The organism is Bacillus sp. FSL W8-0920, from assembly GCF_038593215.1.
GTDB classification, from domain to species: Bacteria; Bacillota; Bacilli; order Bacillales; family Bacillaceae; genus Bacillus; species Bacillus pumilus.
Genome location: NZ_CP151974.1, coordinates 3048727 through 3071983, shown reverse-complemented (window position 1 = coordinate 3071983; position 23257 = coordinate 3048727). Strand labels below are relative to the sequence as shown.

Annotated in this window: 26 protein-coding genes and 1 other RNA gene; 21 read left to right on the top strand and 6 right to left on the bottom strand. The window is 41.4% G+C overall.

Annotated features, from left to right (window positions below; genetic code table 11):
* Positions 1-9: 9 nt before the first annotated feature.
* Positions 10-474 carry a GNAT family N-acetyltransferase gene (locus NSS78_RS15715; protein ID WP_050944183.1) on the bottom strand — a complete coding sequence of 155 codons (465 nt, stop codon included), beginning with the start codon at positions 472-474 and terminating at the stop codon, positions 10-12.
* A gap of 248 nt (positions 475-722) precedes the next feature.
* Here NSS78_RS15715 and NSS78_RS15710 point away from each other — a divergent pair, with 248 nt between their 5' ends.
* On the top strand, positions 723-1355 hold the full coding sequence (locus tag NSS78_RS15710) for an NAAT family transporter (RefSeq protein WP_212045550.1): 633 nt from the start codon (positions 723-725) through the stop codon (positions 1353-1355).
* 55 nt (positions 1356-1410) lie between these two features.
* On the opposite strand, the gene NSS78_RS15705 is transcribed toward NSS78_RS15710, so the two are convergent.
* Positions 1411-1947, bottom strand: coding sequence for a GbsR/MarR family transcriptional regulator (locus NSS78_RS15705; RefSeq protein WP_212045549.1), 537 nt, complete (start codon positions 1945-1947; stop codon positions 1411-1413).
* A gap of 269 nt (positions 1948-2216) precedes the next feature.
* On the opposite strand from NSS78_RS15705, the gene NSS78_RS15700 reads away from it, so the two are divergent.
* Genes NSS78_RS15700 through NSS78_RS15685 form a run of 4 tightly spaced genes read left to right on the top strand, consistent with a single transcriptional unit; the run spans position 2217 to position 5679 of the window.
* Positions 2217-3365, top strand: a complete 1149-nt coding sequence (locus NSS78_RS15700) for a betaine/proline/choline family ABC transporter ATP-binding protein (RefSeq protein ID WP_268459241.1) — start codon at positions 2217-2219, stop codon at positions 3363-3365.
* 13 nt (positions 3366-3378) lie between these two features.
* The gene (locus tag NSS78_RS15695) at positions 3379-4032 is read left to right on the top strand and encodes an ABC transporter permease (protein WP_003213477.1); all 654 of its coding nucleotides are present in this window, start codon (positions 3379-3381) and stop codon (positions 4030-4032) included.
* Between the two features lie 13 nt (positions 4033-4045).
* A complete protein-coding gene (locus NSS78_RS15690; protein WP_003213573.1) occupies positions 4046-4963 on the top strand; it encodes an osmoprotectant ABC transporter substrate-binding protein in 918 nt (305 codons plus the stop codon).
* A gap of 26 nt (positions 4964-4989) precedes the next feature.
* The gene (locus NSS78_RS15685) at positions 4990-5679 is read left to right on the top strand and encodes an ABC transporter permease (protein WP_003213726.1); all 690 of its coding nucleotides are present in this window, start codon (positions 4990-4992) and stop codon (positions 5677-5679) included.
* An 80-nt stretch (positions 5680-5759) separates the two neighbouring features.
* Here NSS78_RS15685 and NSS78_RS15680 read toward each other — a convergent pair whose 3' ends face one another.
* The 3 genes from NSS78_RS15680 to NSS78_RS15670 all read right to left on the bottom strand — a co-directional run bounded on the left by NSS78_RS15680 (position 5760) and on the right by NSS78_RS15670 (position 7099).
* Complete coding sequence (locus NSS78_RS15680) at positions 5760-6080, bottom strand: helix-turn-helix domain-containing protein (protein WP_050944175.1); 321 nt, start codon at positions 6078-6080, stop codon at positions 5760-5762.
* Between the two features lie 82 nt (positions 6081-6162).
* Positions 6163-6564, bottom strand: coding sequence for a helix-turn-helix transcriptional regulator (locus tag NSS78_RS15675; protein WP_003213015.1), 402 nt, complete (start codon positions 6562-6564; stop codon positions 6163-6165).
* 130 nt (positions 6565-6694) lie between these two features.
* Positions 6695-7099, bottom strand: a complete 405-nt coding sequence (locus NSS78_RS15670) for a helix-turn-helix transcriptional regulator (RefSeq protein WP_003213200.1) — start codon at positions 7097-7099, stop codon at positions 6695-6697.
* Between the two features lie 153 nt (positions 7100-7252).
* Here NSS78_RS15670 and NSS78_RS15665 point away from each other — a divergent pair, with 153 nt between their 5' ends.
* The 8 genes from NSS78_RS15665 to NSS78_RS15630 all read left to right on the top strand — a co-directional run bounded on the left by NSS78_RS15665 (position 7253) and on the right by NSS78_RS15630 (position 13780).
* Positions 7253-7486: a helix-turn-helix transcriptional regulator gene (locus NSS78_RS15665; protein ID WP_003213379.1), complete on the top strand. Its 234-nt coding sequence runs from the start codon at positions 7253-7255 to the stop codon at positions 7484-7486.
* Between the two features lie 26 nt (positions 7487-7512).
* The gene (locus NSS78_RS15660; protein ID WP_003213714.1) at positions 7513-7803 is read left to right on the top strand and encodes an AbrB/MazE/SpoVT family DNA-binding domain-containing protein; all 291 of its coding nucleotides are present in this window, start codon (positions 7513-7515) and stop codon (positions 7801-7803) included.
* 186 nt (positions 7804-7989) lie between these two features.
* The gene (secG, locus tag NSS78_RS15655) at positions 7990-8223 is read left to right on the top strand and encodes a preprotein translocase subunit SecG (RefSeq protein WP_003212746.1); all 234 of its coding nucleotides are present in this window, start codon (positions 7990-7992) and stop codon (positions 8221-8223) included.
* A gap of 124 nt (positions 8224-8347) precedes the next feature.
* Complete coding sequence (locus tag NSS78_RS15650) at positions 8348-9094, top strand: carboxylesterase (RefSeq protein WP_251190812.1); 747 nt, start codon at positions 8348-8350, stop codon at positions 9092-9094.
* A gap of 19 nt (positions 9095-9113) precedes the next feature.
* Positions 9114-11456 carry a ribonuclease R gene (rnr, locus tag NSS78_RS15645; protein WP_050944163.1) on the top strand — a complete coding sequence of 781 codons (2343 nt, stop codon included), beginning with the start codon at positions 9114-9116 and terminating at the stop codon, positions 11454-11456.
* A 139-nt stretch (positions 11457-11595) separates the two neighbouring features.
* On the top strand, positions 11596-12066 hold the full coding sequence (gene smpB / locus NSS78_RS15640) for an SsrA-binding protein SmpB (RefSeq protein WP_003213153.1): 471 nt from the start codon (positions 11596-11598) through the stop codon (positions 12064-12066).
* Between the two features lie 176 nt (positions 12067-12242).
* Positions 12243-12604: a transfer-messenger RNA gene (ssrA, locus tag NSS78_RS15635) on the top strand.
* A 342-nt stretch (positions 12605-12946) separates the two neighbouring features.
* On the top strand, positions 12947-13780 hold the full coding sequence (locus tag NSS78_RS15630; protein ID WP_106032204.1) for a hypothetical protein: 834 nt from the start codon (positions 12947-12949) through the stop codon (positions 13778-13780).
* 312 nt (positions 13781-14092) lie between these two features.
* On the opposite strand, the gene NSS78_RS15625 is transcribed toward NSS78_RS15630, so the two are convergent.
* A complete protein-coding gene (locus NSS78_RS15625; protein ID WP_050944161.1) occupies positions 14093-14332 on the bottom strand; it encodes a hypothetical protein in 240 nt (79 codons plus the stop codon).
* A 239-nt stretch (positions 14333-14571) separates the two neighbouring features.
* Here NSS78_RS15625 and NSS78_RS15620 point away from each other — a divergent pair, with 239 nt between their 5' ends.
* The 8 genes from NSS78_RS15620 to aspA all read left to right on the top strand — a co-directional run bounded on the left by NSS78_RS15620 (position 14572) and on the right by aspA (position 23144).
* The gene (locus NSS78_RS15620) at positions 14572-16161 is read left to right on the top strand and encodes a histidine kinase N-terminal 7TM domain-containing protein (RefSeq protein ID WP_342468156.1); all 1590 of its coding nucleotides are present in this window, start codon (positions 14572-14574) and stop codon (positions 16159-16161) included.
* Positions 16162-16439: 278 nt separating this feature from the next.
* Positions 16440-16895, top strand: coding sequence for a DUF6376 family protein (locus tag NSS78_RS15615; RefSeq protein WP_003213149.1), 456 nt, complete (start codon positions 16440-16442; stop codon positions 16893-16895).
* Positions 16896-16996: 101 nt separating this feature from the next.
* Positions 16997-17302, top strand: a complete 306-nt coding sequence (locus NSS78_RS15610; RefSeq protein WP_012011272.1) for a metal-sensing transcriptional repressor — start codon at positions 16997-16999, stop codon at positions 17300-17302.
* Between the two features lie 72 nt (positions 17303-17374).
* On the top strand, positions 17375-17581 hold the full coding sequence (gene copZ / locus NSS78_RS15605; RefSeq protein ID WP_012011271.1) for a copper chaperone CopZ: 207 nt from the start codon (positions 17375-17377) through the stop codon (positions 17579-17581).
* A gap of 80 nt (positions 17582-17661) precedes the next feature.
* Positions 17662-20097, top strand: a complete 2436-nt coding sequence (locus NSS78_RS15600; RefSeq protein WP_268492592.1) for a heavy metal translocating P-type ATPase — start codon at positions 17662-17664, stop codon at positions 20095-20097.
* Positions 20094-20228 carry a hypothetical protein gene (locus NSS78_RS15595; RefSeq protein WP_267885135.1) on the top strand — a complete coding sequence of 45 codons (135 nt, stop codon included), beginning with the start codon at positions 20094-20096 and terminating at the stop codon, positions 20226-20228. The genes NSS78_RS15600 and NSS78_RS15595 overlap by 4 nt, the downstream gene beginning before the upstream one ends.
* A gap of 176 nt (positions 20229-20404) precedes the next feature.
* On the top strand, positions 20405-21682 hold the full coding sequence (locus NSS78_RS15590; protein WP_003213370.1) for a cation:dicarboxylase symporter family transporter: 1278 nt from the start codon (positions 20405-20407) through the stop codon (positions 21680-21682).
* A 16-nt stretch (positions 21683-21698) separates the two neighbouring features.
* The gene (gene aspA, locus NSS78_RS15585; RefSeq protein ID WP_050944151.1) at positions 21699-23144 is read left to right on the top strand and encodes an aspartate ammonia-lyase; all 1446 of its coding nucleotides are present in this window, start codon (positions 21699-21701) and stop codon (positions 23142-23144) included.
* Positions 23145-23257: the final 113 nt, after the last annotated feature.

Below are 23257 nucleotides of genomic sequence, written 5' to 3'. Positions count from 1 at the left end.
AACAAATAGTCAGTCTGCTTGAAATGTAAGTGACAGCCGTACCATATCCATACACTGAATCCCGTTTTCATAAATGGGTTCATCATAATGCTTAAGGAAGAAATCGCGATCGATCGACGTTAGACGGAAGCCGCATTTTTGATAAAGTGCGAGCTGCTGAATACTCGAGTTGCCTGTGCCGATTTCAATCGTATGAAAACCAGTGGCTTTCGCTTCAGCGATCGCATGGCGGATCAGCTGCTTCCCAATTCCCCTTCCCTGCCATGACTCCTTCACAGCAACATTCATGATTTCCACTGAATGCTGAGAGAGCGATGATAGCACATAGACACCAATCACTTCCTGTTCATGAAAGGCGGCATAACAAGAGCCGGATTGCACATAAGCGAGAACCTTTTCCTTTGAAGGATCAGCTAATAGTAAAAGATCCATAGGGAGAGATTGATCATGAGATAATGGCCGAATCTGTATCACACTTTTTCATCCTTTCTATTCTTTTATATACCCTTGTTTCACGCCCCAATCGTATTGGTCCTGTACCCACTGTGAGGGAGGGTGATGAGTAACATTCGGGTCTTTTTTTACAGTTGGTTTTCTTGTACCCTGAGCGGTCTGCTTATTTGCTTTGCTTATTATCATCGGTTAAAGATATACAGGTTTTAACATCACAAGGGAATATTCACATCAGAATGGCAGACACTATGAAAAAAGGAGGGTGTCTGTTGATTTCCTTTATGATTCATGTTGTCGTCTCATTATTTGCTGTATCAAACCCCATAGGAAACGTACCTCTTTTCATCACCTTAACAGAGGGCTATACAGAGAAAGAGCGCTCCCAGACAGCCAAAAAAGCCATCGTGGTCTCTTTTATTATTTTGATTGCCTTTCTATTGGCAGGCAGGCTCATTTTCAAACTGTTTGGAATTGATATTCATGCACTCCGCATCGCTGGCGGTATTTTTATTTTTGGTATCGCTTACAATTTGCTGAATGCAAAAGAATCACACGTCCAAAATCCTCATTCGGAGGAAAAGGCAGAAAGCAAAGAGAAGTCAGATATCTCCGTTACGCCGCTCGCCATTCCGATCATCGCTGGTCCCGGTACAATCGCTACAGTGATGAGTTTAACCCCGGGAAGTCAAGGGATGCTCCACATGTTTGCGATTCTAATCGGCATTGTCATCGTTCTTGCCATGACGTATTATGCCTTTCATTATTCAAGTTTTATTATGCGAAAAATGGGGAAAACAGAGATGAATGTCGTGACGCGTTTGATGGGATTAATTCTGGCTGTAGTGGCAGTTGAAATGATCGGCGCAGGCTTAAAAGGGATGTTTCCGATGTTTATGTCATAAGTGTATATAAAAAAGCTGTTTTTTTCTACAATGATGTAAAATAAAACAGCTTTTTTTAAGGTTTCGGCACATGCTTAAATACTTCTTCACTTTCAAAGAACTCAATTAAGCGGCTAATCCAATCATAGTAATCAAGACTTTCCTTGATTTCTGAAAGAAGCAGATTGATTTTATCCTCTGTTTCTTCTGGTAAATCTTTCTGTTCAAGCAGCTCTTGCAATTCCTTGCACGTTTTCTTATGTGCTTTACGGTTTTTACTGACAACACGTGTCCAATTGGCTGCAAACAATGAAATAAACGTTTGGTATTGATCTTGCTCAACGTCATAAAGATCTTTACGTATTCCTTTTTCATAAACCTTTTCCGCAATATTTAAATCGAGCATTTCTCGAACGACTTGACTCATCCTCGTTTTGCTCATGCCGGTCGCCTCTGATAGCTCTTCCAGCGTCATTGGTTTACGGTTCATGTGAATGATACCAAGCACTCTACCCACTGTAGAAGAAAGACCAAAGGCATTCATGTTCTCTGCAGCTTTTTCAATATAATGATCCTGTGCTTTTTGAATGGCGCCTAGCGCTTGCTTGTCCACTCCCCGCTTCATCCCTTCACGACTGACAATTTGTAACACAATATATCATATACCTGTTTGTTGATGAAAACAATAAATATTGAGTAATTGCTAGTAATTTGGAGGAAAAAGGAGAGATATCTAGATATTACGGCGTTAACTGAAAATTTTATATAAATGTTATGCAATACAAACACATCATAAACTTTTTATTTTATAAAGTTTGCACTATAATTAATAAGGTGTAAATTTTCTGAATATATAGATCCAACTAATTGGAGGTGTCTCATTTGCTGAAACTAGAGAATGTATCTAAGACGTATAAAGGCGGAAAAAAAGCTGTCAAAAATATTGATTTAGACATAGCAAAAGGAGAATTTATTTGTTTTATTGGACCGAGTGGCTGTGGTAAGACCACAACCATGAAGATGATCAACCGACTCATCGAACCTTCCTCAGGAAATATTTTTATCGAGGGAGAAAATATCATGAAAAAAGATCCAGTTCAATTAAGAAGAGAAATCGGTTATGTGATTCAGCAAATTGGACTGTTCCCCCATATGACCATCGCGCAAAACATCTCACTTGTGCCGAAGCTCTTAAAATGGCCGGAAGAAAAACGGAAGGAACGAGCACGCGAACTGCTGAAGCTCGTCGACATGGGCCCAGAATTTTTAGAGCGCTATCCTCATGAACTCAGTGGAGGACAGCAGCAGCGCATCGGAGTTCTTCGCGCACTGGCAGCAGAACCCCCTCTGATCCTCATGGACGAACCATTTGGTGCACTTGATCCAATTACACGAGATACATTGCAGGAAGAATTTAAGAAGCTGCAAAAAACGTTAAATAAAACCATCGTATTCGTCACACATGACATGGATGAAGCAATTAAACTGGCTGACCGAATTGTGATTTTAAAAGATGGAGAGATTGTTCAAGTAGGCACACCAGAAGATATTTTACGTAACCCAGCCAACGAGTTCGTTGAAGAATTCATTGGAAAAGAACGCCTGCTTCAGTCAAATCCGAATATGGAACGTGTAGAACAAATGATGAACACGTCACCAGTTACCATTACAGTCGAACAAACGTTGACTGATGCCATCTACATCATGAGAGAAAAGCGGGTCGATTCCTTGCTTGTAGTAGATGACCATGATGTGTTAAAAGGCTATATCGATATTGAAACTATTGATGCGAACCGCAGAAAAGCGGCTTTCGTTGGTGAGATCTTAAATACAGAGTTCTATACTGTACAAGAAGGCGCACTTCTCAGAGACACCGTTCGGAAAATCTTAATACGCGGTATTAAATATGTACCAGTTGTCGATGCCAAAGGGCATTTAAAAGGCATTGTGACACGGGCAAGTCTTGTAGATGTTGTGTATGACTCCATTTGGGGAGACGATACGCCAGCGTCTGCCATTGAAATGAACTAAGGGAGGTGGACACATGGATCAAATCATCGATTTTCTAGAGAAAAATGGTGGGGAACTCCTCACAAAAATGTGGGAGCATTTATATATTTCCTTAATTGCTGTCGTGCTAGGAATTATCGTTGCCGTTCCTTTAGGCGTCGTTCTCACGCGAATGAAACGAGGCGCAGGTTTTGTCATCGGTGTCGTGAATATCTTTCAAACACTCCCTAGTTTAGCGATTCTTGCATTTTTTATTCCTATTTTGGGGGTTGGGAAAATACCTGCAATCGTTGCTCTCTTTTTTTATTCGGTATTGCCTATTTTGAGAAATACGTATGCCGGCGTCCAAGGTGTGAACAAAAATCTGCTTGAATCCGGTAAAGGGATCGGCATGACGACATGGGAACAAATTCGTCTCGTGGAACTTCCACTTGCTGTACCGATCATTATGGCAGGTGTCCGAACGTCAACGATTTATTTAATTGGCTGGACAACACTTGCTGCTTTTATCGGTGGAGGCGGTCTTGGTGACTACATTTTGATTGGACTTCAGCTATACCAGCCGGAATACATTATTGCAGGTGCCATCCCAGTCACCATTTTAGCGGTCATCATTGACTTTACATTGATGAAGCTGGAGAAAAAAGTAACACCAGAAGGCTTAAAAGGATTGAAGGAAGTTTCATAAGGAGTTGGCTTATGTGAAGAATCGAAAAACAAAATGGATCAGTGCACTGCTTGCCGGATGCTTGCTATTGATAAGCGGCTGTTCACTTCCTGGACTAGCCGGCTCCTCAGGCAATACGCTGCGGGTGGGAGCACAAAACTTTACCGAATCAGAAATCATGGCCTATATGGTTAGCGAGATCATCGAACATTACACAGATAAAAAGACAACCATTGTGAAAAACTTAGGCTCTAATACCGTACAGCAGAAAGCAATGGAAAATGGGGATATCGACATTTCGGCGACAAGATATACAGGGACAGATTTGACGAGTACGCTTGGAATGGATGCGGAAAAAGACCCGGAGCGTGCAATGGAAATCGTCCAAAAAGAATTTAAGAAACGCTATGATTACAAATGGTTTGATTCCTATGGCTTTGACAATACGTATGCCTTTGCCGTGACGCAAAAGATGGCGAAGGAAAACAAGTTAGAAACGGTCTCTGACTTGAAAAAGAATGCGAAGAATTACCGGTTCGGTGTCGATAATATATGGCTCAAAAAGAAAGGCGACGGTTATGAAGGATTCGTGAAAACATACGGAATTGAATTTGGAAGCACGTATCCAATGCAGATTGGTTTAGTGTACGATGCATTAAAAAATGAAAAAATGGATATTGTGCTTGCCTATTCAACAGATGGGCGAATCAAAGCCTATGACCTCAAAATTTTAAAAGATGATAAGCGGTTTTTCCCGCCATATGATGCATCGCCCGTTGTCCCGGAAAAAGTTTTAAAAGAGAACCCAGGGCTTGATAAGGTGATCAACAGACTGATCGGAAAAATTAATACAGAACAAATGCAAGAGCTGAACTATCAAGTCGACGGAGAGCTTCAAGAACCAGCCACCGTTGCGAAGAATTTCCTGAAAAAGCACAATTACTTTGAGTAAGATAAGATGGGGAGGTGTCACGGCTGATGGACACACTGCAGCAATTATGGACGTATTATCAGCAGAACGGTTCATATGTGTTAGAAGAATTTTATCGGCATTTTCTCATGTCAGCGTATGGGGTGCTGTTTGCGGCAATAGTCGGAATTCCAGTAGGCATCTTTGTGGCGCATTACCGTAAGCTAAGCAATTGGATCTTCGCCATTACCAACGTCATTCAAACCATACCGGCGTTAGCAATGCTTTCCGTGTTGATGCTCGTGTTAGGACTTGGCGCAAATACAGTCATCATATCACTCTTTCTGTATTCGCTGTTGCCGATCATCCGCAACACGTATACAGGGATTGTCAGCATTGAACATGCTTATTTAGAATCGGGTAAAGCGATGGGCATGACGAAATGGCAAGTGCTGAGAATGGTTGAATTACCGCTTGCTTTATCGGTTATTATGGCTGGTTTAAGAACTGCGCTGGTCATCGCCATCGGCATTACAGCGATTGGGACATTTGTTGGCGCAGGAGGTCTAGGTGATATCATCATCAGAGGATCAAACGCCACAAACGGAACAGCCATCATTTTAGCAGGTGCTATTCCAACTGCCCTCATGGCCATTATCGCTGACCTAGTCATGGGCTGGCTCGAACGCTATTTAAGCCCAACGAACAAGAAAAAAGAAAGAAAAGCATTAGCTGAAAAAAACATGACATCTGCTTAAGCGGTTGTAAAGACAAAACCTCCCTTACATCTGTAAGGGAGGTAGTTTTATGATGATCAGGCAGTTCACATGCGGGTATTTTATGATTCAAGCGTGATCCATTCAGTAGACCACTTCGAAATTTCCTCAAAAACGGGTGCAAGGGAACGCCCCATATCAGTTAAAGAATACTCAATACGCACGGGTGTTTCAGCAAAAACCTCCCGTTTTACAATGCCTGCTGCTTCCAGCTCTTTTAATCTCTCAGATAATACTCTTCCGCTTAAATTTGTCAGAGCGGCCTCAATTTCACCAAAGCGCTGCGGACTTGAGAGAAGCTGAAAAACAATCAGTGCAACCCAGCGTTTACTCAATAACTCAACTGCTTTTTCAAACCGCGGGCACATGTCAGATTGATTCATCTTTCTTCACTCCAATCTGAACCCATTATACCGTAAATTTGTCATAAATCAGCTCAAAAAGCTTGTCAATGATCAAAACATTCTATGATGACGAACGGCTGTTTAATATAAATAACAGATAGCGGTTAAGATCTTCTATTTCTTTTTTCGAAAGAGTTGACCAAATGTCTCCATCAAATAGTTCGAGATCACCAAGTTCATATTGCGCTGCGGCTTCCTTTATTTTGGATAATGCCGTTTCCTCTTCCTTCAGCTGATGGACAGAAGAGGCTTCCTCAATATAGCCCGCAGCCTGCATCATTTCCTCATAAGGAACCTTTAATGCACCGGCTAGTTTTTTTATCGTAGGAGGCTTCGGAATGCCGCGTTTCCCATTTTCAATACGAGAAATACCAGCAGCACTGACCTCTGAATACATCGCTAATTGGTTCACTGACAGCTTCTTTTCCTCACGTAATGCTCTTAAGTATGCACCAAAGTTCATCAAGGCAAAACCTCACATGGTTATAGATTAGATATATCTATTTTACTTGATTTGTTGACTATTGGCAACAAGTATACCATGAAAATATTGACATTAGTTAATAGTGAATGTATCTTAGGGTTATGCCCCGCTATTTGTTCGTCTTTTTTTGGTTGATGAGCGTGAGAAAGTATTCATTCAGCTGGCTGATGTCTTGTGCGGATAGCCTTTCCCATAGGTCTCCGTCAAAAATGGGAAGATGTTCTACATCCTTTTGAAGCGCCGTTTGATAGATTTTCAACATGGATTCATATTTTGGTTTCATTTCATGAACTTGTTCCTGTTCAATATGACCTGCAAGCAGCATTAAATCCTCATAAGGCACCTTCAAGGCGTGTGCTAATTTTTTTATGGTTAAAGGCTTCGGCACACCACGCTTTCCATTTTCGATTCGAGAAATACCAGCAGCGCTTACACCTGAATACATGGCGAGTTGATTGACAGACATTTTTCTATTTTCTCTTAAAATGCGTAATTGTTCACCAAAGTGATTCATGACATCGAACCTCACATTTCAGTATATGACTTATTTTAGTATGATCATTGACCAAAGGAAATAGCAGAGGGGTAAAAGTGTTGACTTAAGTTAATGAATCTGTTTCATGTGAGCACCTACACGTTGTACATATTGATTCCATAGGAGGTTGTAATGATGGTCGAAAAGATTCAGATCAGGCGGACTTATGTCATGCAGTATATGATCGAAAACGATATGTCTTTAAATCAGCTCGCTGATGAAATTGGCATTTCTCCTGCCACACTCAGCAGGGTATTAAATGGTCATCGGAAACCAGGTCAGCTTGTCATTGGCAAAATGATTCATTACTTTGATAAAAAATTTGAAGATCTATTTTACTATGAAAATGTTGACAAAAGTCAATGAATGAAATGATCAAGGAGGCAATGTCGTTGAAAAGAACTGGGATGGTCAGACATATTGATTCACTAGGCAGAATTGTTCTGCCTTCAGAAATGCGCAAGGTACTCAATATTAAAGAAGAGCAGCTTTTAGAAATTTTCATTGAAGATCAAACCATTATGCTGAAAAAATATGATGCAGATAAGAGCTGCCTGTTAACTGGACAAGTGACGAAGTATAACAAAAGCTATGGAAATGGGAAAGTGATGCTGAGTCCTGAAGGAGCTGAACGTTTGTTAGTAGAATTAAAACAGCTATTGAAAGAAGAAGCAACCCGTTAAAAACATGTTTTTAAACGAAAATTGCATATAAAAAATGCTGCATACTACTCTTTGGAATGAAATTGAATCAAAATAACGAGTAAAGTCCAGAATATAGAGGGAATCTTTATTTTGATGTTTCGTGACATGCACCTTGTTTTCATGTAAAATAAAGTTATGTGTACCAGTTTGTCTGGAGGTGTTTTCATGCACGCATTTGTTATCACATTACTCGTAATTGTCAGTATCGCACTTATCATCGTTGTATTGTTACAATCTAGTAAAAGTGCTGGACTGTCAGGCGCTATTTCAGGTGGAGCCGAGCAGCTTTTCGGTAAGCAAAAAGCGAGAGGTCTTGACTTGATACTTCACCGTTTAACGGTTATTTTGTCAGTGCTTTTCTTCATCTTAACACTTGCATTGGCATATTTAGGCGTATAAAGCGCGAGTAACAGAAGGTCTGATCTTTTTTCAGACCTTTTTTTATTATCAGCACTCTTTTGTGTTTGTTTCATACATACAAGTGGAAAATATAAACCATATCGGAAGGAAAGGAAGTCACATCATGAAAGTTGTTACACCAAAACCATTTACGTTTAAAGGTGGAGAAAAGGCGGTGCTTCTTCTTCACGGTTTTACTGGGAATACAGCCGATGTTCGAATGCTAGGCCGTTATTTGAACGAAAGAGGGTATACGTGTCATGCACCACAATATAAAGGACACGGCGTGCCGCCAGAAGAGCTTGTCCATTTTGGACCGGATGACTGGTGGAAGGATGTAGAAGAAGGCTATCAATTCTTAAAAGATGAAGGCTATGAGGAAATTGCGGTTTGCGGCCTATCCCTCGGAGGAGTTTTTTCATTGAAATTAGGTTACACTGTACCTGTAAAGGGAATTGTACCTATGTGTGCACCTATGTACATAAAAAGTGAAGAAGTCATGTACCAGGGTGTACTAGAATATGCCCGTAACTATAAGAAATTCGAGGGTAAGTCAGAGGACCAAATTGAACAGGAAATGGAAGAGTTCAAGAAAACGCCCATGGATACACTGAGAAGCCTGCAAGAACTGATTGCAGATGTTAGAAATAATGTCGACATGATTTATTCACCTACTTTTGTTGTTCAGGCACGTCACGATCATATGATTAATACAGACAGTGCGAATATCATTTACAACGAAGTAGAGACAGATCAAAAGCATTTGAAATGGTATGAAGAATCAGGCCATGCGATCACGCTTGATAAAGAGCGCGAGAAGGTTCATCAGGATGTATATGCATTCTTAGAATCACTTGATTGGTCAGTTTAAATATATAGGGGGTTAGAGTGTGCAAAAAGAAGAATTTATGAATGAATTACTCGCTTTTATGAAAGATGAAGCGTATAAACCGTTAACCGTTCAAGAGCTGGAAGTGATGATGGAGATTACCAATCCAGATGATTATAAAGAGCTCGTCAAAGCACTTGTGATGCTGGAAGATCAAGGACTCATCGTTCGCACGCGCAGCGATCGCTACGGTGTACCGGAAAAAATGAACTTGGTAAAAGGAAAGCTGTCTGCTCATGCAAAAGGCTTTGCATTTGTGACACCAGAAGAGTTTGGACAGGATGATATTTTCATTCCGCCTAATGAGCTAGGCACAGCGATGAATGGTGATACGGTCATGGTTCGTGTCAGCCACAAATCAAACGGCACAAAAAAAGAAGGGACTGTCATCCGAATTCTGGAGCGTAATACTCAGACGGTTGTCGGTACCTATACAGAAACGAAAAGCTTTGGCTTTGTCATTCCTGATGATAAAAAAATCACAACCGATATCTTCATCCCGAAATCCGCTAAAAATGGAGCGGTCGAAGGGCATAAAGTGGTCGTGACGCTGACTAGCTACCCAGAAGGAAGAATGAGTGCAGAGGGCGAAGTCACTGAAATCCTTGGTCATAAAAATGACCCTGGCATTGATATACTATCAATCATTCATAAACACGGCCTGCCAGGTGAGTTCCCAGAAGAAGCGCTCCAGCAGGCAGTAGACACACCTGAAACGATTGATGAAAAAGACCTAGAAGGCAGACGTGACTTACGCAATGAAACGATTGTAACCATTGACGGAGCAGATGCGAAGGACTTAGATGATGCCGTTACGGTGCAAAAGCTGGATGATGGCAAATATAAGCTAGGGGTGCATATTGCAGATGTCTCTCATTATGTCACAGAGAACTCTCCGATTGATCAGGAAGCTTATGAGCGTGGAACGAGTGTATATCTCGTAGACCGCGTCATTCCTATGATCCCGCACCGCCTGTCAAACGGTATTTGCTCGTTGAATCCGAAGGTCGATCGTCTCACGCTGTCTTGTGAAATGGTCATTGATCGAAATGGGAAGGTCGTCAAACACGAGATTTTCCAAAGTGTGATCAAAACGACGGAAAGAATGACCTATACTGATGTGAATAAGATTTTAGTCGATCAAGACGAGGAGCTTATAGACAAATACGAGCCGCTCGTCCCAATGTTCCAAGAGATGGAGAAGCTTGCAGAGATCCTTCGCGAAAAACGGATGGAGCGCGGGGCAGTAGACTTTGACTTCAAGGAAGCAAAAGTACTTGTAGATGATGAAGGAGCGGCGAAAGACGTTGTCGTTCGCGAGCGTTCAGTCGCAGAGAAATTAATTGAAGAATTCATGCTTGTTGCTAACGAAACAGTTGCAGAGCATTTCCACTGGTTGAATGTACCTTTCATTTATCGAATTCACGAAGAACCAAATCCTGAGAAGCTTCAGCGCTTTTTAGAGTTCGTGACAACGTTTGGTTACATTGTGAAAGGAACGTCGACAAACATTCACCCGCGTGCACTTCAAAGTGTACTTGATGCTGTGAGGGATCAACCAGAAGAAGTTGTGATACAAACCGTGATGCTTCGTTCGATGAAACAGGCGAAATATGATCCAGAAAGCATCGGCCATTTTGGATTATCAACGGAATTCTATACACATTTCACATCACCGATCCGCCGTTATCCGGATTTAATCGTGCATAGACTAATTAGAACCTATTTGATTCAGAAAAAGACAGACGAAGCAACTCTAGAAAAGTGGGGTCAGCTGCTTCCTGAAATTGCAGATCATGCGTCTACAATGGAGCGCCGCTCAGTCGATGCAGAGCGTGAAACAGATGATCTCAAGAAGGCAGAATTTATGCTTGATAAAATCGGTGAAGAGTTTGATGGCATGATTAGTTCCGTGACGAACTTCGGACTATTTGTTGAACTGCCGAATACAATTGAAGGTCTTGTTCATGTCAGCTACATGACAGACGACTACTATCGCTTTGATGAGCAGCACTTTGCCATGATCGGTGAACGCACAGGAAATGTCTACCGTATCGGTGATGAAATCACAGTCAAAGTGGTGAATGTCAATAAAGATGAGCACTCGATTGATTTTGAAATCGTCGGCATGAAAGGCACCCGCCGTAAATCGCCGAAAGATTTTAAGTTTAAAAAACGAACAGATTCACCAGCGAAAAAAGGGCACGGAGGCCAAAATGCCTCTGGGGATAAAGCCAAAGAGGATAAAGGCGGAAGTGACTGGTTCACAGGCCGTAAGAAGAAGAAAAAGAAAAAACGCGTATTTGATAACGCACCAAAACAAAAACGTAAAAAGAAAAAGTAACGTGACAAAAAGCAAATAGAGCATCACGCTCTATTTGCTTTTTGACCACATAGCGTCAGCGTTGTCGAAAGCTGGATTGTTTGATAAAATAATCCGTACGATTTGGACCGTGTTTGTGTCAAAAGGAGGGTGTACGCCAATGCCAAAGGGAGAGGGAAAGGTTGTTTCCCAAAACAAAAAAGCAAATCATGACTATTTTATAGAAGAAACGTATGAAGCTGGCCTTGTGTTACAAGGAACTGAAATCAAATCGATTCGTGCAGGAAAAGTGAATTTAAAAGATTCCTTTGCCAAAATTGAGCGAGGAGAAGTGTTTCTTCACAACATGCACGTGAGCCCATACGAGCAGGGGAACCGTTATAACCATGACCCGCTGAGAACGAGAAAGCTGCTGCTTCATCGCAAGCAAATTAGTAAATTGATTGGTGCGACAAAGGAAGAAGGCTACTCACTCGTGCCTCTGAAACTCTATTTAAAAAATGGCTTTGCCAAAGTGTTGATCGGAATTGGTAAAGGGAAAAAGAAATACGATAAACGTGAAGATCTGAAGAAAAAAGATGCAAAACGCGAAATCGACCGTGCCTTCCGTGATCGACAAAAGCAATTCTAGCCTGATGCAGATGGCTTGCTGAGAGCGGAAGCATTATGCTACAATATGTTATGCAGTAAACAATCACCGCTTTTCTTACAGAAACCACCAGTTGTTTCAAGCGATAAGATTGTTATAATAGTTATATACGGAAGCAGTTAAGCTGAACGTTTCCATCCCGTATATCCCTTTTACAAGGGGACGTTACGGATTCGACAGGGGCGGTTCGAGCTTGAGCTGCGAGCCGAGAGGCGATCTCGTTAACACGCACTAAATGTAACTGGCAAAACTAAAAGTTTTAACCAAAACTTAGCACTAGCTGCCTAATAAGTGCAGCGAGCTCTTCCTGACATCGCCTATGTGTCTGTGAGGAGCCCAATGAAGTAGGCTACGCTTACGTTTTCGTCTGAGGACGTAAGAAGAGATCCATCAGACTAGCTCTCCAAGCGCCCGTCAGCAGGCATGAGGATGAGTGAACACCAAATATGTTGACTACGCTCGTAGACGCTTAAGTAATCGATGTCTCTGGACGTGGGTTCGACTCCCACCGTCTCCATCAAAACTTTTAGAATGCAGCCGAATCAAGGGTTTGAAAGCCCTTGATTCGGGGGCTGGCAACATTTTGGCAACATGGTGTTCTAAACGATTGGTTAACACAAAAGGATTTTATTAAAAACTTTAAGAATAAAAAAGACGCTATTTTAAGCGTCTTTTTTTTATTCCGTAGTATTATAACCTAAATTATTATTCGGCGTTTTTGCAGGTATTAAGAATTGGAAATTCGATTATATTTAATAATTATTTACCTATCTAGAGAATATTATACTATTTTTTTATGATTTTTATGTTAAAATAGACTTTATGTGTTTTAATTTAACTTTTATAGGAGGTATTTGTAAAGGTGTCGATGAATGTATTTTTTAAGAGAGTATCAATTTTGACAGTAATTATCTTTACGATTAGTTCATTATCTACTCTAACTAGTTTTGCAGAGTCAGATAATGAGGAACAACCTGTGTTAGAGGGGGTTCTAGTAGGTGAAACAGTAGAGGGTATAAATTCAAATGATGTTAAATTGAGTAGGGAAGTTTTATCTGAAGAGTTCGATCTTGAAGAAGAGGTTAGAAATATGCCTTCGATAGATGAAATGACGAAAGATGAGAGGCAACTTTTTGATAAAATAGTAGAAGAACAAACAGAGCTTGCAAATGTTAGTGAGAAGGAAATATTTAAAAAAGAATTAACAAATTTCTTCGATAAAGAATCTGATACATATAATGATTTGTCAGCAGCACAAGAAGAGTTAGTGGAAGAAATAAATGATTCAACTCTATTTGAAAATGAGAATTTAGCATTTGCTAAAGAGGTATTTGCTTCTTCATTTGGGGTTAAAGAAGTTGAAGCTGCTAAAAAGAAAAAATCATCTGGTATAAAGGTTGGTGTATCTGTTAGGTTTGCAGGTGCAGTTTTCAATGCTGTGATTGGTTTTGCTGTTGGGGGTGGCGTTGGTGTTATACAATCATTTATTATTAAAAAAGGCAAAGCAGAAGCTAAAAGAATATTCACTAAAACCGTAACAAGTAGATTAAAGGCGTGGGGAGCTAAAAAATTAGCGGTTTCTATTGGTGTTGCTGTCGCAATTGCTCTAAATTATTTGGATATTGGAACCCAAATTGCTAAACAATTAGATAAAAGGGATAAACGCCCTAATAATGGCTGGGTGGATATTTATTAGGAGGAATTTTGTGAAAAGTATAATGAAGTATGCTGTTATGATTCTCTTTATCAGTGTATTTTTCTATTATTACAATATGTTTGTACCTAAAAACTTTTTGTACATTATCATTGCACTTCCTATTTGTCTTATTGCTATTAACATTATTGATAAGTTATTTACTAATAAGTGATTATGAAAAATAAGCAAGCTTCTGCTTGCTTATTTTTTGTAAGGTAATTCAATTGACCATTTACACTAGTTAGTTGTCTATTTAACTAATAATTAAACTTGCAAAATAAGTACTAACATAGTCTCATTTTTGTATAGTTTTCAAGAACGTGTCTTCTGAGAAGACACCACCAACCGAACAAACAAAGGAAAAACGACAACCACCGCAATCATCATCAAAAATCCATCCGGCACAAGTTCCACAAACGTTGTTTGGATCACATAAATCGCAATCAGCAGTAAATAACTGATCAAAAATAACAATCCAGAACTTCTCTTTTCAAACGGTTTCTTCAAAAGAATCAGTATAAACAGCCCTGTCATGATCATCCAAAAAGTCATATTTCTTTTGAGTCTCCTCTCCATTCATCCCCACATTGTACAGATATTTCTCCGAGCGCAACATACTTCTATCTTAAATTAAGCAAAAAGTAGTGAAAATATAAGAGATCACGAACAGATAACGCCTGAAATGTTACAAAAAACCTCCACCCAAATCAAAATCACATCTTCCCATTTGTGACTTCCTCATATATAGTTATATTAGACTAGTTCTAAATAACTGAAATTGGGGCGTTTACATGGATTCGATTGTTTTACATTTTATTGTGATCATGAGTGTTTCTGGCATTCTGTCCGTGATATTATCAATCATTGCTCATGCGAACCGCCACCGGTATATTGGCTGTCAATTGTTTATGTACATGTCTGGAGCAACTGCGATTTATATCTTTGGGCACACGTTTGAATTATTGGCAAGTACACCTGGGGAGATTATGTTCTGGGTTTGTTTTCAATACATAGGTCTTCCGTTCATCGCGCCATTCAGTCTGATGATTGTGCTGCAATTTACGGGATCCCATCAATATTTCACAAAGCGCCGCGTGCTTCTCATCTTACTGATTCCAACTCTCACCACCATTATGGTGTTCACCAACTCTTTTCATTCACTCTTTTATCGAAGCATCACGATGAATCCAGTAGACGGATTTTTATTGGCTGACTTTACGATTGGCTATTGGTATATCATTCATGGCGTCTATACATTTGGCTGTTCGATGCTCGCTATTTTTATGCTGGTTTGGTTTTTGCGTGTTACAAAAAAAGAGTATTTAAAGCAGATCCTTATTTTGCTAGTGGGCATGTTACTGCCAATCACGACATCTTTTATCTATTTATTAGGCGTGACACCTCTTCATATTGACCCGGTCCCTGTGGTGATGTTTTTAACCAATGCGCTCTACTTATGGGCGATTATGTCGTTCCAGCTCTTTAAGCTCTCTCCCATTGCGATGGAGCGTGTGTTTGAGCATATGTCTGAAGGGGTTCTCATTTTAGATCGATACCGGACACTCATAGATTACAACCCCGCTGCTGCATCGATCATTCCAGCACTTTCTAATAAAAAGGGGATTGGCTTTAAAATTGACGATATTTTCTCAGGGATCATCAAAGATACCGCGTTCTTCCAGTGGCTGCGTTCTCCGCAGGATCATTCGCAATATGATTTAATGTGGAAAAAGGAAGAAGATCAGTCCAGCTATTATCTTCTGACCGCTTCATCGTTATTTAATAGAAGAGGAGAGATTGAGGGCAGGCAAATTGTGATCAGTGATGTAACAGAGCAGCGTTTGCTGCAGGAAGAGCTGGAGCGTCGTGCGTATATTGATGGATTGACGAATATCTTCAATCGGTCTTCATTTATTGAACGAACGCAGATGATCCTGGAAGAGGATGCGCAGGATACGGCTGTTATGCTGTTTGATATTGATTTCTTTAAACAAATCAATGACACACACGGACATCATATTGGAGACGAGGCACTGCGTCATGTTGTCACCATTTGTCAGCAGCATTTACAAATGGACGATTTATTCGGACGATATGGCGGAGAAGAGTTTGCTATTTGTCTGCCGCATCATTCTTTCGAAGAGGCATGTCATATTGCGGAGCAAATTAGACATTCATTTGAGATGAGTTTCTTTGAGAATGATGAGGAAAAAGTGCGAGTAACAGCGAGCTTTGGAATTGCTCACACAGCTTATGATCCAAATGTATTAGAAACTCTTCTATTTGAAGCGGACCAGGCCTTGTATATGTCAAAACGCCAAGGACGCAACCGGATTTATGCGTCCACTGGAGCGGATTATATGCTTTATGAAGAGAATTGACCTACCGCTTGCTTCTCATTGACGGTTGTCCTGACATTCGATATGATAAACATAACATTTGAACAGTTTCCTAAAGGGGAGTAGCTTTTACGGTTTGGTCGTCATTACAGAAGCAGCGATTGCTTCTCGGCCATTCCGGCATGAACAATGTTAGCCAGACCTTTGCCTATCACACATGAGGCAAAGGTCTGGCTATTTTTAAGGTCTTTTTAAGTCTGTGTGATAGGGAAGCTGAACAAATGATGCTTTTAATCCCACAGATGAAAGGATGATCGATCTTGAAAAAATATGTGATAGCTTTCCTATTTTCCGGAACGCTTGTATTAAGCGGGTGCTCCAGCTTACTTGATCAAGTCAACGATACAACGACATATGTCACTGAGGCAAATGACTATGTCACAGACATTCAGCAATTTACAGAGGACTTTCCAAAGCTCGCTGAAGAAGCTGTCCAAAACGCCGCCAAAAAGGCAGAATTAACGCAGCAGCTTGAATCATTGAAGGCAGACATTCAAGATTTTAATGAGGTCACAGCGCCAAAAATGGCAGAAGACCTGCATGCGCAAATCATTGAAAAAAATAAAGTGCTGTCAGAGGAAATTCAGACGTATTTACAGCAATTGAAAGCAGACAACATCGACGTTGCCGCCATGCTTGAGGACCAGCAAGGATTGATTAAGCAGCTTCAGCAATCCGTCAATCTATTGCAGGACATTGAACAATTAACAAATTAAAGCAAACACTATAGAGTGTATTCAGCATATCTTTGCCTTTTCCGGTGGAGATATGCTTTAATTTAGGTAAAGACAAGTCATAATGGAAAAAAGGTGATCACATGACAGAACATGAAGAAAGACATATGGCTTCGCCTAGAGCCGAGAAGGAAAAAGATCAATTGATCAATCGGTTGAAACGAGTGGAAGGACAAGTGCGCGGGATTCAGCAAATGATTGAAAACGATCGTTACTGTATTGATGTTGTCAATCAAATCTCCGCAGTCAATGCGGCTTTGAAAAAGGTCAGTCTTCATTTAATGGAAAAGCATACACATCATTGCGTAGCGGATGCGATCAAGAGCGGCAATGGGGATGAAGCCATTGAAGAGTTAATGACGGTCTTTACGAAACTGACAAAATCATAGCATTTATGTTTACATTGATACCCTACTAGGGTATAGTAAATTTTAGAAAATGATTGATGGAGGCGATGAGAAGTGGAACAAGCAACACTTCAAGTGCAGGGCATGTCTTGCGGACATTGTGTGAAAGCAGTCGAAGGAAATGTAGGAGAACTAGCAGGTGTTGAATCTGTGAAAGTCCATTTAGACAAAGGAGAGGTGGAAGTTTCATTTCACCCAGATCAAGTCACGTTGCACCGTATCTCTGATGTAATTGAAGAACAGGGATATGATGTCGTATAAATGAACATACGTGCTGCATAACAGCACGTATTTTTTTCAAAATATAATACCCCCATGGTGTATATGGAGAGGTGAGGTCAATGAAGAAGGAAATCGACTTTCAAATTACGGGGATGACCTGTGCTGCCTGTGCAGGGCGCATCGAAAAGGGATTGAACAGGCTGGAAGGTGTAGAGGATGCCAATGTGAATTTGGCGCTGGAAACATCTCATATTGTGTATGAAGCAGAACAACTCACACCAGATGATCTCAAGCAAAAAATTCAATCTCTCGGCTACGATGTGGTGATGGAGCAAGCAGAATTTGATATAGAAGGAATGACGTGTGCAGCGTGTGCCAACCGAATCGAGAAAAAAATTAACCGGATGGATGGTGTCGATCACGGATCTGTGAACTTTGCGCTGGAGACCCTTCAGGTCACGTATCACCCAGGCCAAACGTCTACAAGTGATATAAAGCAAGCGGTTCAGTCCATTGGGTATTCTTTAATTGAACCAGCTGCAGATGAAGCAGAGGAAGGAAAAAAAGATCATCGCCAAGCAGCAATAGAGAAGCAGACGGCACGCTTTCTATTCTCAATGATCCTGTCACTGCCACTTCTTTGGGCAATGGTCAGTCATTTTTCTTTCACGTCTTTTATTTGGCTGCCTGAAGCGTTCATGAATCCTTGGGTTCAGCTGGCGTTAGCAGCGCCCGTTCAGTTCATTGTCGGCTGGCCCTTCTATGTAGGTGCGTATAAAGCGTTACGTAATAAAAGTGCCAACATGGATGTTCTTGTCGCACTTGGGACATCAGCTGCGTTTTTCTATAGTTTATATGAAAGCATTCAGTCAGCGGTTCAAGGCACACATGAGGCAGCCCTCTATTATGAAACAAGTGCTGTACTCATTACGTTGATCGTACTCGGAAAATTAATGGAAGCAAGAGCAAAAGGGAGATCATCAGAAGCGATTCAAAAGCTGATGGGTCTACAAGCGAAAGAAGCGGTCATCGAGCGAGAGGGGAAAGAGATGACCGTGCCAATTTCCGAAGTGAAAGTGAATGATCTTGTGTTTATCAAACCGGGAGAGAAAGTGCCGGTAGATGGAGAGATCGTGGAGGGAACAACCGCAATTGATGAGTCCATGATTACGGGCGAAAGTTTGCCTGTTGATAAAACGGCTGGTGATGCGGTCATCGGGGCAACCATTAATAAAAATGGGTTTGTGAAAGTGAAAGCGACAAAGGTTGGGAAAGAGACCGCCCTTTCACAGATTATTAAAGTCGTAGAACAAGCACAGGGCTCAAAAGCACCGATTCAAAGGATGGCAGATCAAATATCAGGGATATTCGTTCCCATCGTTGTAGGAATTGCCATGCTTACCTTCCTGATTTGGTTTTTCTTTGTTGATCCAGGAAATGTGACGTCAGCCCTTGAAACGTTTATCGCAGTCATCGTCATCGCATGTCCGTGTGCGCTCGGCCTTGCCACACCAACCTCGATTATGGCTGGGAGCGGTCGTGCAGCTGAATCAGGCATTCTGTTTAAAGGCGGAGAGCATTTAGAAGTGACTCAATCACTCGACACGGTGGTTTTAGATAAAACAGGAACTGTGACAAAAGGGGAGCCGAGTCTGACAGATGTGCTGGCATATGCCAATTGGACAGAAGATGCGCTGCTACAGCTAGCAGGATCAGCAGAACAGCAGTCGGAACATCCGCTTGCTAGAGCCATCACAGACGGAATGAAGGAACAAGGTCTTGAAGCGGTCGAGATTGAAGCCTTCCAAGCTGACCCAGGTCATGGAATTGAAGCAACGGCAGCAGGGCGCAAGCTTTTGATTGGAACGCGTAAGCTATTACAGAAACATCATATCCCATATGATCAAGTCGAAGCATCCGTCACAACGCTGGAGCAGCAAGGGAAAACGGCAATGCTCGTCGCGATTGACGGCGAAGTCGCTGGCATTGTCGCGGTCGCAGATACGATCAAATCATCTTCACCTCAAGCGATCAAGCGTCTGAAAGAGCAAGGGATTCACGTCGTGATGATGACAGGTGATAACAAGATGACAGCAGAGGCGATTGCGAAACAGGCGGGCATTGATCATGTCATTGCTGAAGTCCTGCCTGAGGAAAAGGCGGCTCACATCGCGGTGCTTCAGGAACAAGGAAAGAAAGTCGCCATGGTCGGAGATGGTATTAATGATGCCCCGGCCCTTGCGACAGCGAATATTGGGATGGCAGTTGGAACTGGGACAGATGTCGCCATGGAAGCAGCAGATATCACACTCATGACAGGAGACCTCCATGCCATTGCTGATGCGCTTGAATTTAGTCAAAAAACGATGAGAAACATCAAGCAAAATCTATTTTGGGCGCTTGCTTATAATTGTATTGGGATACCGATAGCTGCTTTAGGACTTCTTGCGCCATGGCTTGCAGGAGCAGCAATGGCCTTTAGCTCCGTGTCGGTTGTATTGAATGCGCTCAGATTGCAGCGATTGAAACCGGTTAGAGAGGGAGTGGCACAATGAAGCTGAATGTCAAATGGATTTGGACGATTAGTGCATTGTTCTACGTTGCTCTTGTCCTTATTGGATATGCGATATACGATAGATTTTATCCACAACAAGATACACCAAGTGAACAAATGCAAAATCATTAGGACTTCGCCCAAAAGCGGAGTCTTTTTTTAACAATTTTGTGGAAAAACCCACCTTTTAAAAGATTTTTCATAAAAAATTCACTTCTTTTTGTTCCTTTTTGTCGTTTTTTGTAGGTTCATCGTTAAGATGCGATTAAGCAACAAAGAAAGCGTTATCAAAAAAAGGGGGTTCACGTATGAAAAAGTTAGGGTTAGCTTCACAAATACTCATTGCACTTGTTCTGGGTGTTATCGTGGGAGCGCTGTTTTATCAAAATGAAACCGTTATTAATGTGTTAACGCCGATTGGCGATATATTCATCCATTTAATTAAAATGATCGTTCTTCCAATTGTTATTGCTGCGTTGATTGTAGCAGTAGCTGGTGTAGGGGATATGAAAACCATCGGAAGACTCGGTGGGAAAACGATTCTTTACTTCGAAATTGTGACAACGATTGCATTAGCAGTAGGACTGCTTGCAGCAAACGTCTTCCATCCTGGTACAGGAATTGACATGAGCAACATGGAAAAAGGCGATATCTCTAAATATGAAGAGACATCGAAAGCTTCTTCCGAAAAAGCAAGTTTCTCTGAAACGATTGTGCATCTAGTGCCAACAAACGTTTTCCAATCCATTGCAGAAGGTGATCTATTACCAACGATCTTCTTTACCGTCTTATTCGGATTAGGAATTGCCGCAGTAGGAGACAAAGGGAAACCAGTGTTAGGGTTCTTTGAGGGTATACTCGAAGCCATGTTCTGGGTGACCAATAAAGTGATGAAGTTTGCACCATTTGGTGTATTCGCGCTCATCAGTGTGACGGTGATCAAATTCGGGGTCGGAGCGCTTCTCCCGCTAGGTAAGCTGGTACTTGTCGTTTACGGCACAATGGCATTCTTCGTGATTGTCGTACTTGGCATTATCGCAAAATTAGCTGGAACAAGCGTCTTTACACTATTTAGAGTGCTAAAAGAAGAAATCATTCTTGCATTCTCAACAGCAAGTTCAGAAGCTGTACTGCCTAGACTAATGGATAAAATGGAGAAGTTCGGCTGCCCGAAAGCGATCACGTCGTTCGTTATCCCAACAGGCTACACCTTTAACTTAGATGGAAGTGCCATCTATCAATCCATTGCCGCCATATTTGTTGCACAAATGTACGGCATGCCACTTTCCATCTATGAGCAAATTACGTTACTATTAATCTTGATGCTGACATCTAAAGGAATGGCTGGTGTACCAGGTGCATCAATCGTTGTTGTCATCACAACACTTGGTGCAATGGGACTGCCGCTTGAAGGACTTGCCTTCATCGTTGGGATCGACCGTATTCTTGACATGGTTCGTACAACTGTTAACGTATTTGGTAACTCACTTGCAGCCATTGTCATGTCTAAGTGGGAAAAAGTTTTTGATCAAGAGAAATCGAAGAAGTATATTGAGGAATTAAAACAACAAACAAAAGCAGCGTAAAAGGAGATCTTTTCAAATGACGAAGCTACAGGACAAGCAAGTTCGAATCGAACGAGACTTTCTAGGTGAAAAGGAAGTAGATACTCAAGCGTATTATGGAATTCAAACATTACGTGCAGTAGAGAACTTTCCAATTACTGGCTACCATGTTCATGAGGAACTCATCAAAGCATTAGGGATTGTCAAAAAGGCAGCCGCACTTGCAAATATGGATACAAAGCGACTATATTCTGGTCTTGGGGAAAAAATTGTTCAAGCAGCAGATGAGGTTATTGAAGGAAAATGGAACAATCAATTTATTGTCGATCCAATTCAAGGCGGGGCTGGCACTTCAATGAATATGAATGCCAATGAAGTCATTGCAAACAGAGCGCTTGAACTACTAGGAAAGGAAAAAGGCGCTTATACTGAGCTAAGTCCAAACACGCATGTGAACATGTCGCAGTCAACAAACGACGTTTTCCCAACAGCGATTCATATTTCAACATTGAATATGATTGAAAAACTACTTTATACGATGGAAAACATGCATCAAGTTATGACAGAAAAAGCGCAAGAATTCGATCATGTCATCAAAATGGGACGTACGCATCTTCAGGACGCTGTTCCAATCAGACTTGGTCAAGAGTTTAGTGCTTATGCAAAGGTTCTTGCTCGTGATATTAAACGTATCAAGCAGTCTAAACAGCATTTATATGAAGTCAATATGGGTGCAACAGCAGTCGGAACTGGCTTGAATGCTGATCCTAAATATATTCGCCAGGTGGTTGGCTATCTATCTGACATTAGCGGATTACCGTTAGTTGGAGCTGAAGACCTAGTCGATGCCACGCAAAATACGGATGCTTATACAGAAGTATCAGCTGCACTGAAAGTATGTATGATGAATATGTCTAAAATGGCGAACGATATTCGCTTGATGGCATCAGGTCCAAGAGCAGGCTTTGGTGAGCTTCACTTGCCACCAAGACAGCCAGGTTCATCCATCATGCCAGGGAAAGTCAACCCAGTGATGCCAGAGGTCATGAACCAAGTAGCATTCCAAGTCATCGGAAATGACCACACGATCTGTCTTGCATCAGAGGCTGGTCAGCTTGAGCTGAACGTGATGGAACCAGTCCTTGTGTTCAACTTGCTTCAATCTCTCAGCATCATGAAAAATGTCTTTGAGTCCTTCGTAGACAACTGCTTGCGTGACCTAAAAGCAGATGAATCTAGATTAAAAGAATATGTAGAAAAAAGTGCTGGTGTCATGACAGCGGTGAATCCGCATATTGGTTATGAAGCTGCTGCACGAATTGCCAGAGAAGCGATTCTTACAGGCGTATCTGTACGTGAGCTTTGTCTGCAAAATGATGTTTTATCAGAGGAAGAGCTTGATGTCATCTTGAATCCTTTTGAAATGACTAAACCAGGTATTGCTGGCGCATCACTTTTAGAAAAGGATCGTTTAGAAGATTAAGCAGCATCATGAGAAGCGCACACCGACAAAGTTCCGGTGTGCGCTTTTTTATGGATGTTTGTTTTTCTCAAGCCCACATAGTATACTATCGTCAATTATTAGGGATGTGACTG

Coding starts and splice junctions, on each gene's coding strand:
- NSS78_RS15650 (WP_251190812.1), top strand. CDS start 8,348: ATGAAAGTTGTTACACCAAAACCATTTACGTTTAAAGGTGGAGAAAAG.
- NSS78_RS15600 (WP_268492592.1), top strand. CDS start 17,662: ATGAAGAAGGAAATCGACTTTCAAATTACGGGGATGACCTGTGCTGCC.
- NSS78_RS15675 (WP_003213015.1), bottom strand. CDS start 6,564: ATGAACTTTGGTGCATACTTAAGAGCATTACGTGAGGAAAAGAAGCTG.
- NSS78_RS15670 (WP_003213200.1), bottom strand. CDS start 7,099: ATGAATCACTTTGGTGAACAATTACGCATTTTAAGAGAAAATAGAAAA.
- NSS78_RS15680 (WP_050944175.1), bottom strand. CDS start 6,080: ATGAATCAATCTGACATGTGCCCGCGGTTTGAAAAAGCAGTTGAGTTA.
- NSS78_RS15610 (WP_012011272.1), top strand. CDS start 16,997: ATGACAGAACATGAAGAAAGACATATGGCTTCGCCTAGAGCCGAGAAG.
- aspA (WP_050944151.1), top strand. CDS start 21,699: ATGACGAAGCTACAGGACAAGCAAGTTCGAATCGAACGAGACTTTCTA.
- NSS78_RS15695 (WP_003213477.1), top strand. CDS start 3,379: ATGGATCAAATCATCGATTTTCTAGAGAAAAATGGTGGGGAACTCCTC.
- secG (WP_003212746.1), top strand. CDS start 7,990: ATGCACGCATTTGTTATCACATTACTCGTAATTGTCAGTATCGCACTT.
- smpB (WP_003213153.1), top strand. CDS start 11,596: ATGCCAAAGGGAGAGGGAAAGGTTGTTTCCCAAAACAAAAAAGCAAAT.
- NSS78_RS15595 (WP_267885135.1), top strand. CDS start 20,094: ATGAAGCTGAATGTCAAATGGATTTGGACGATTAGTGCATTGTTCTAC.
- NSS78_RS15625 (WP_050944161.1), bottom strand. CDS start 14,332: ATGACTTTTTGGATGATCATGACAGGGCTGTTTATACTGATTCTTTTG.
- NSS78_RS15590 (WP_003213370.1), top strand. CDS start 20,405: ATGAAAAAGTTAGGGTTAGCTTCACAAATACTCATTGCACTTGTTCTG.
- NSS78_RS15620 (WP_342468156.1), top strand. CDS start 14,572: ATGGATTCGATTGTTTTACATTTTATTGTGATCATGAGTGTTTCTGGC.
- NSS78_RS15685 (WP_003213726.1), top strand. CDS start 4,990: ATGGACACACTGCAGCAATTATGGACGTATTATCAGCAGAACGGTTCA.
- NSS78_RS15665 (WP_003213379.1), top strand. CDS start 7,253: ATGATGGTCGAAAAGATTCAGATCAGGCGGACTTATGTCATGCAGTAT.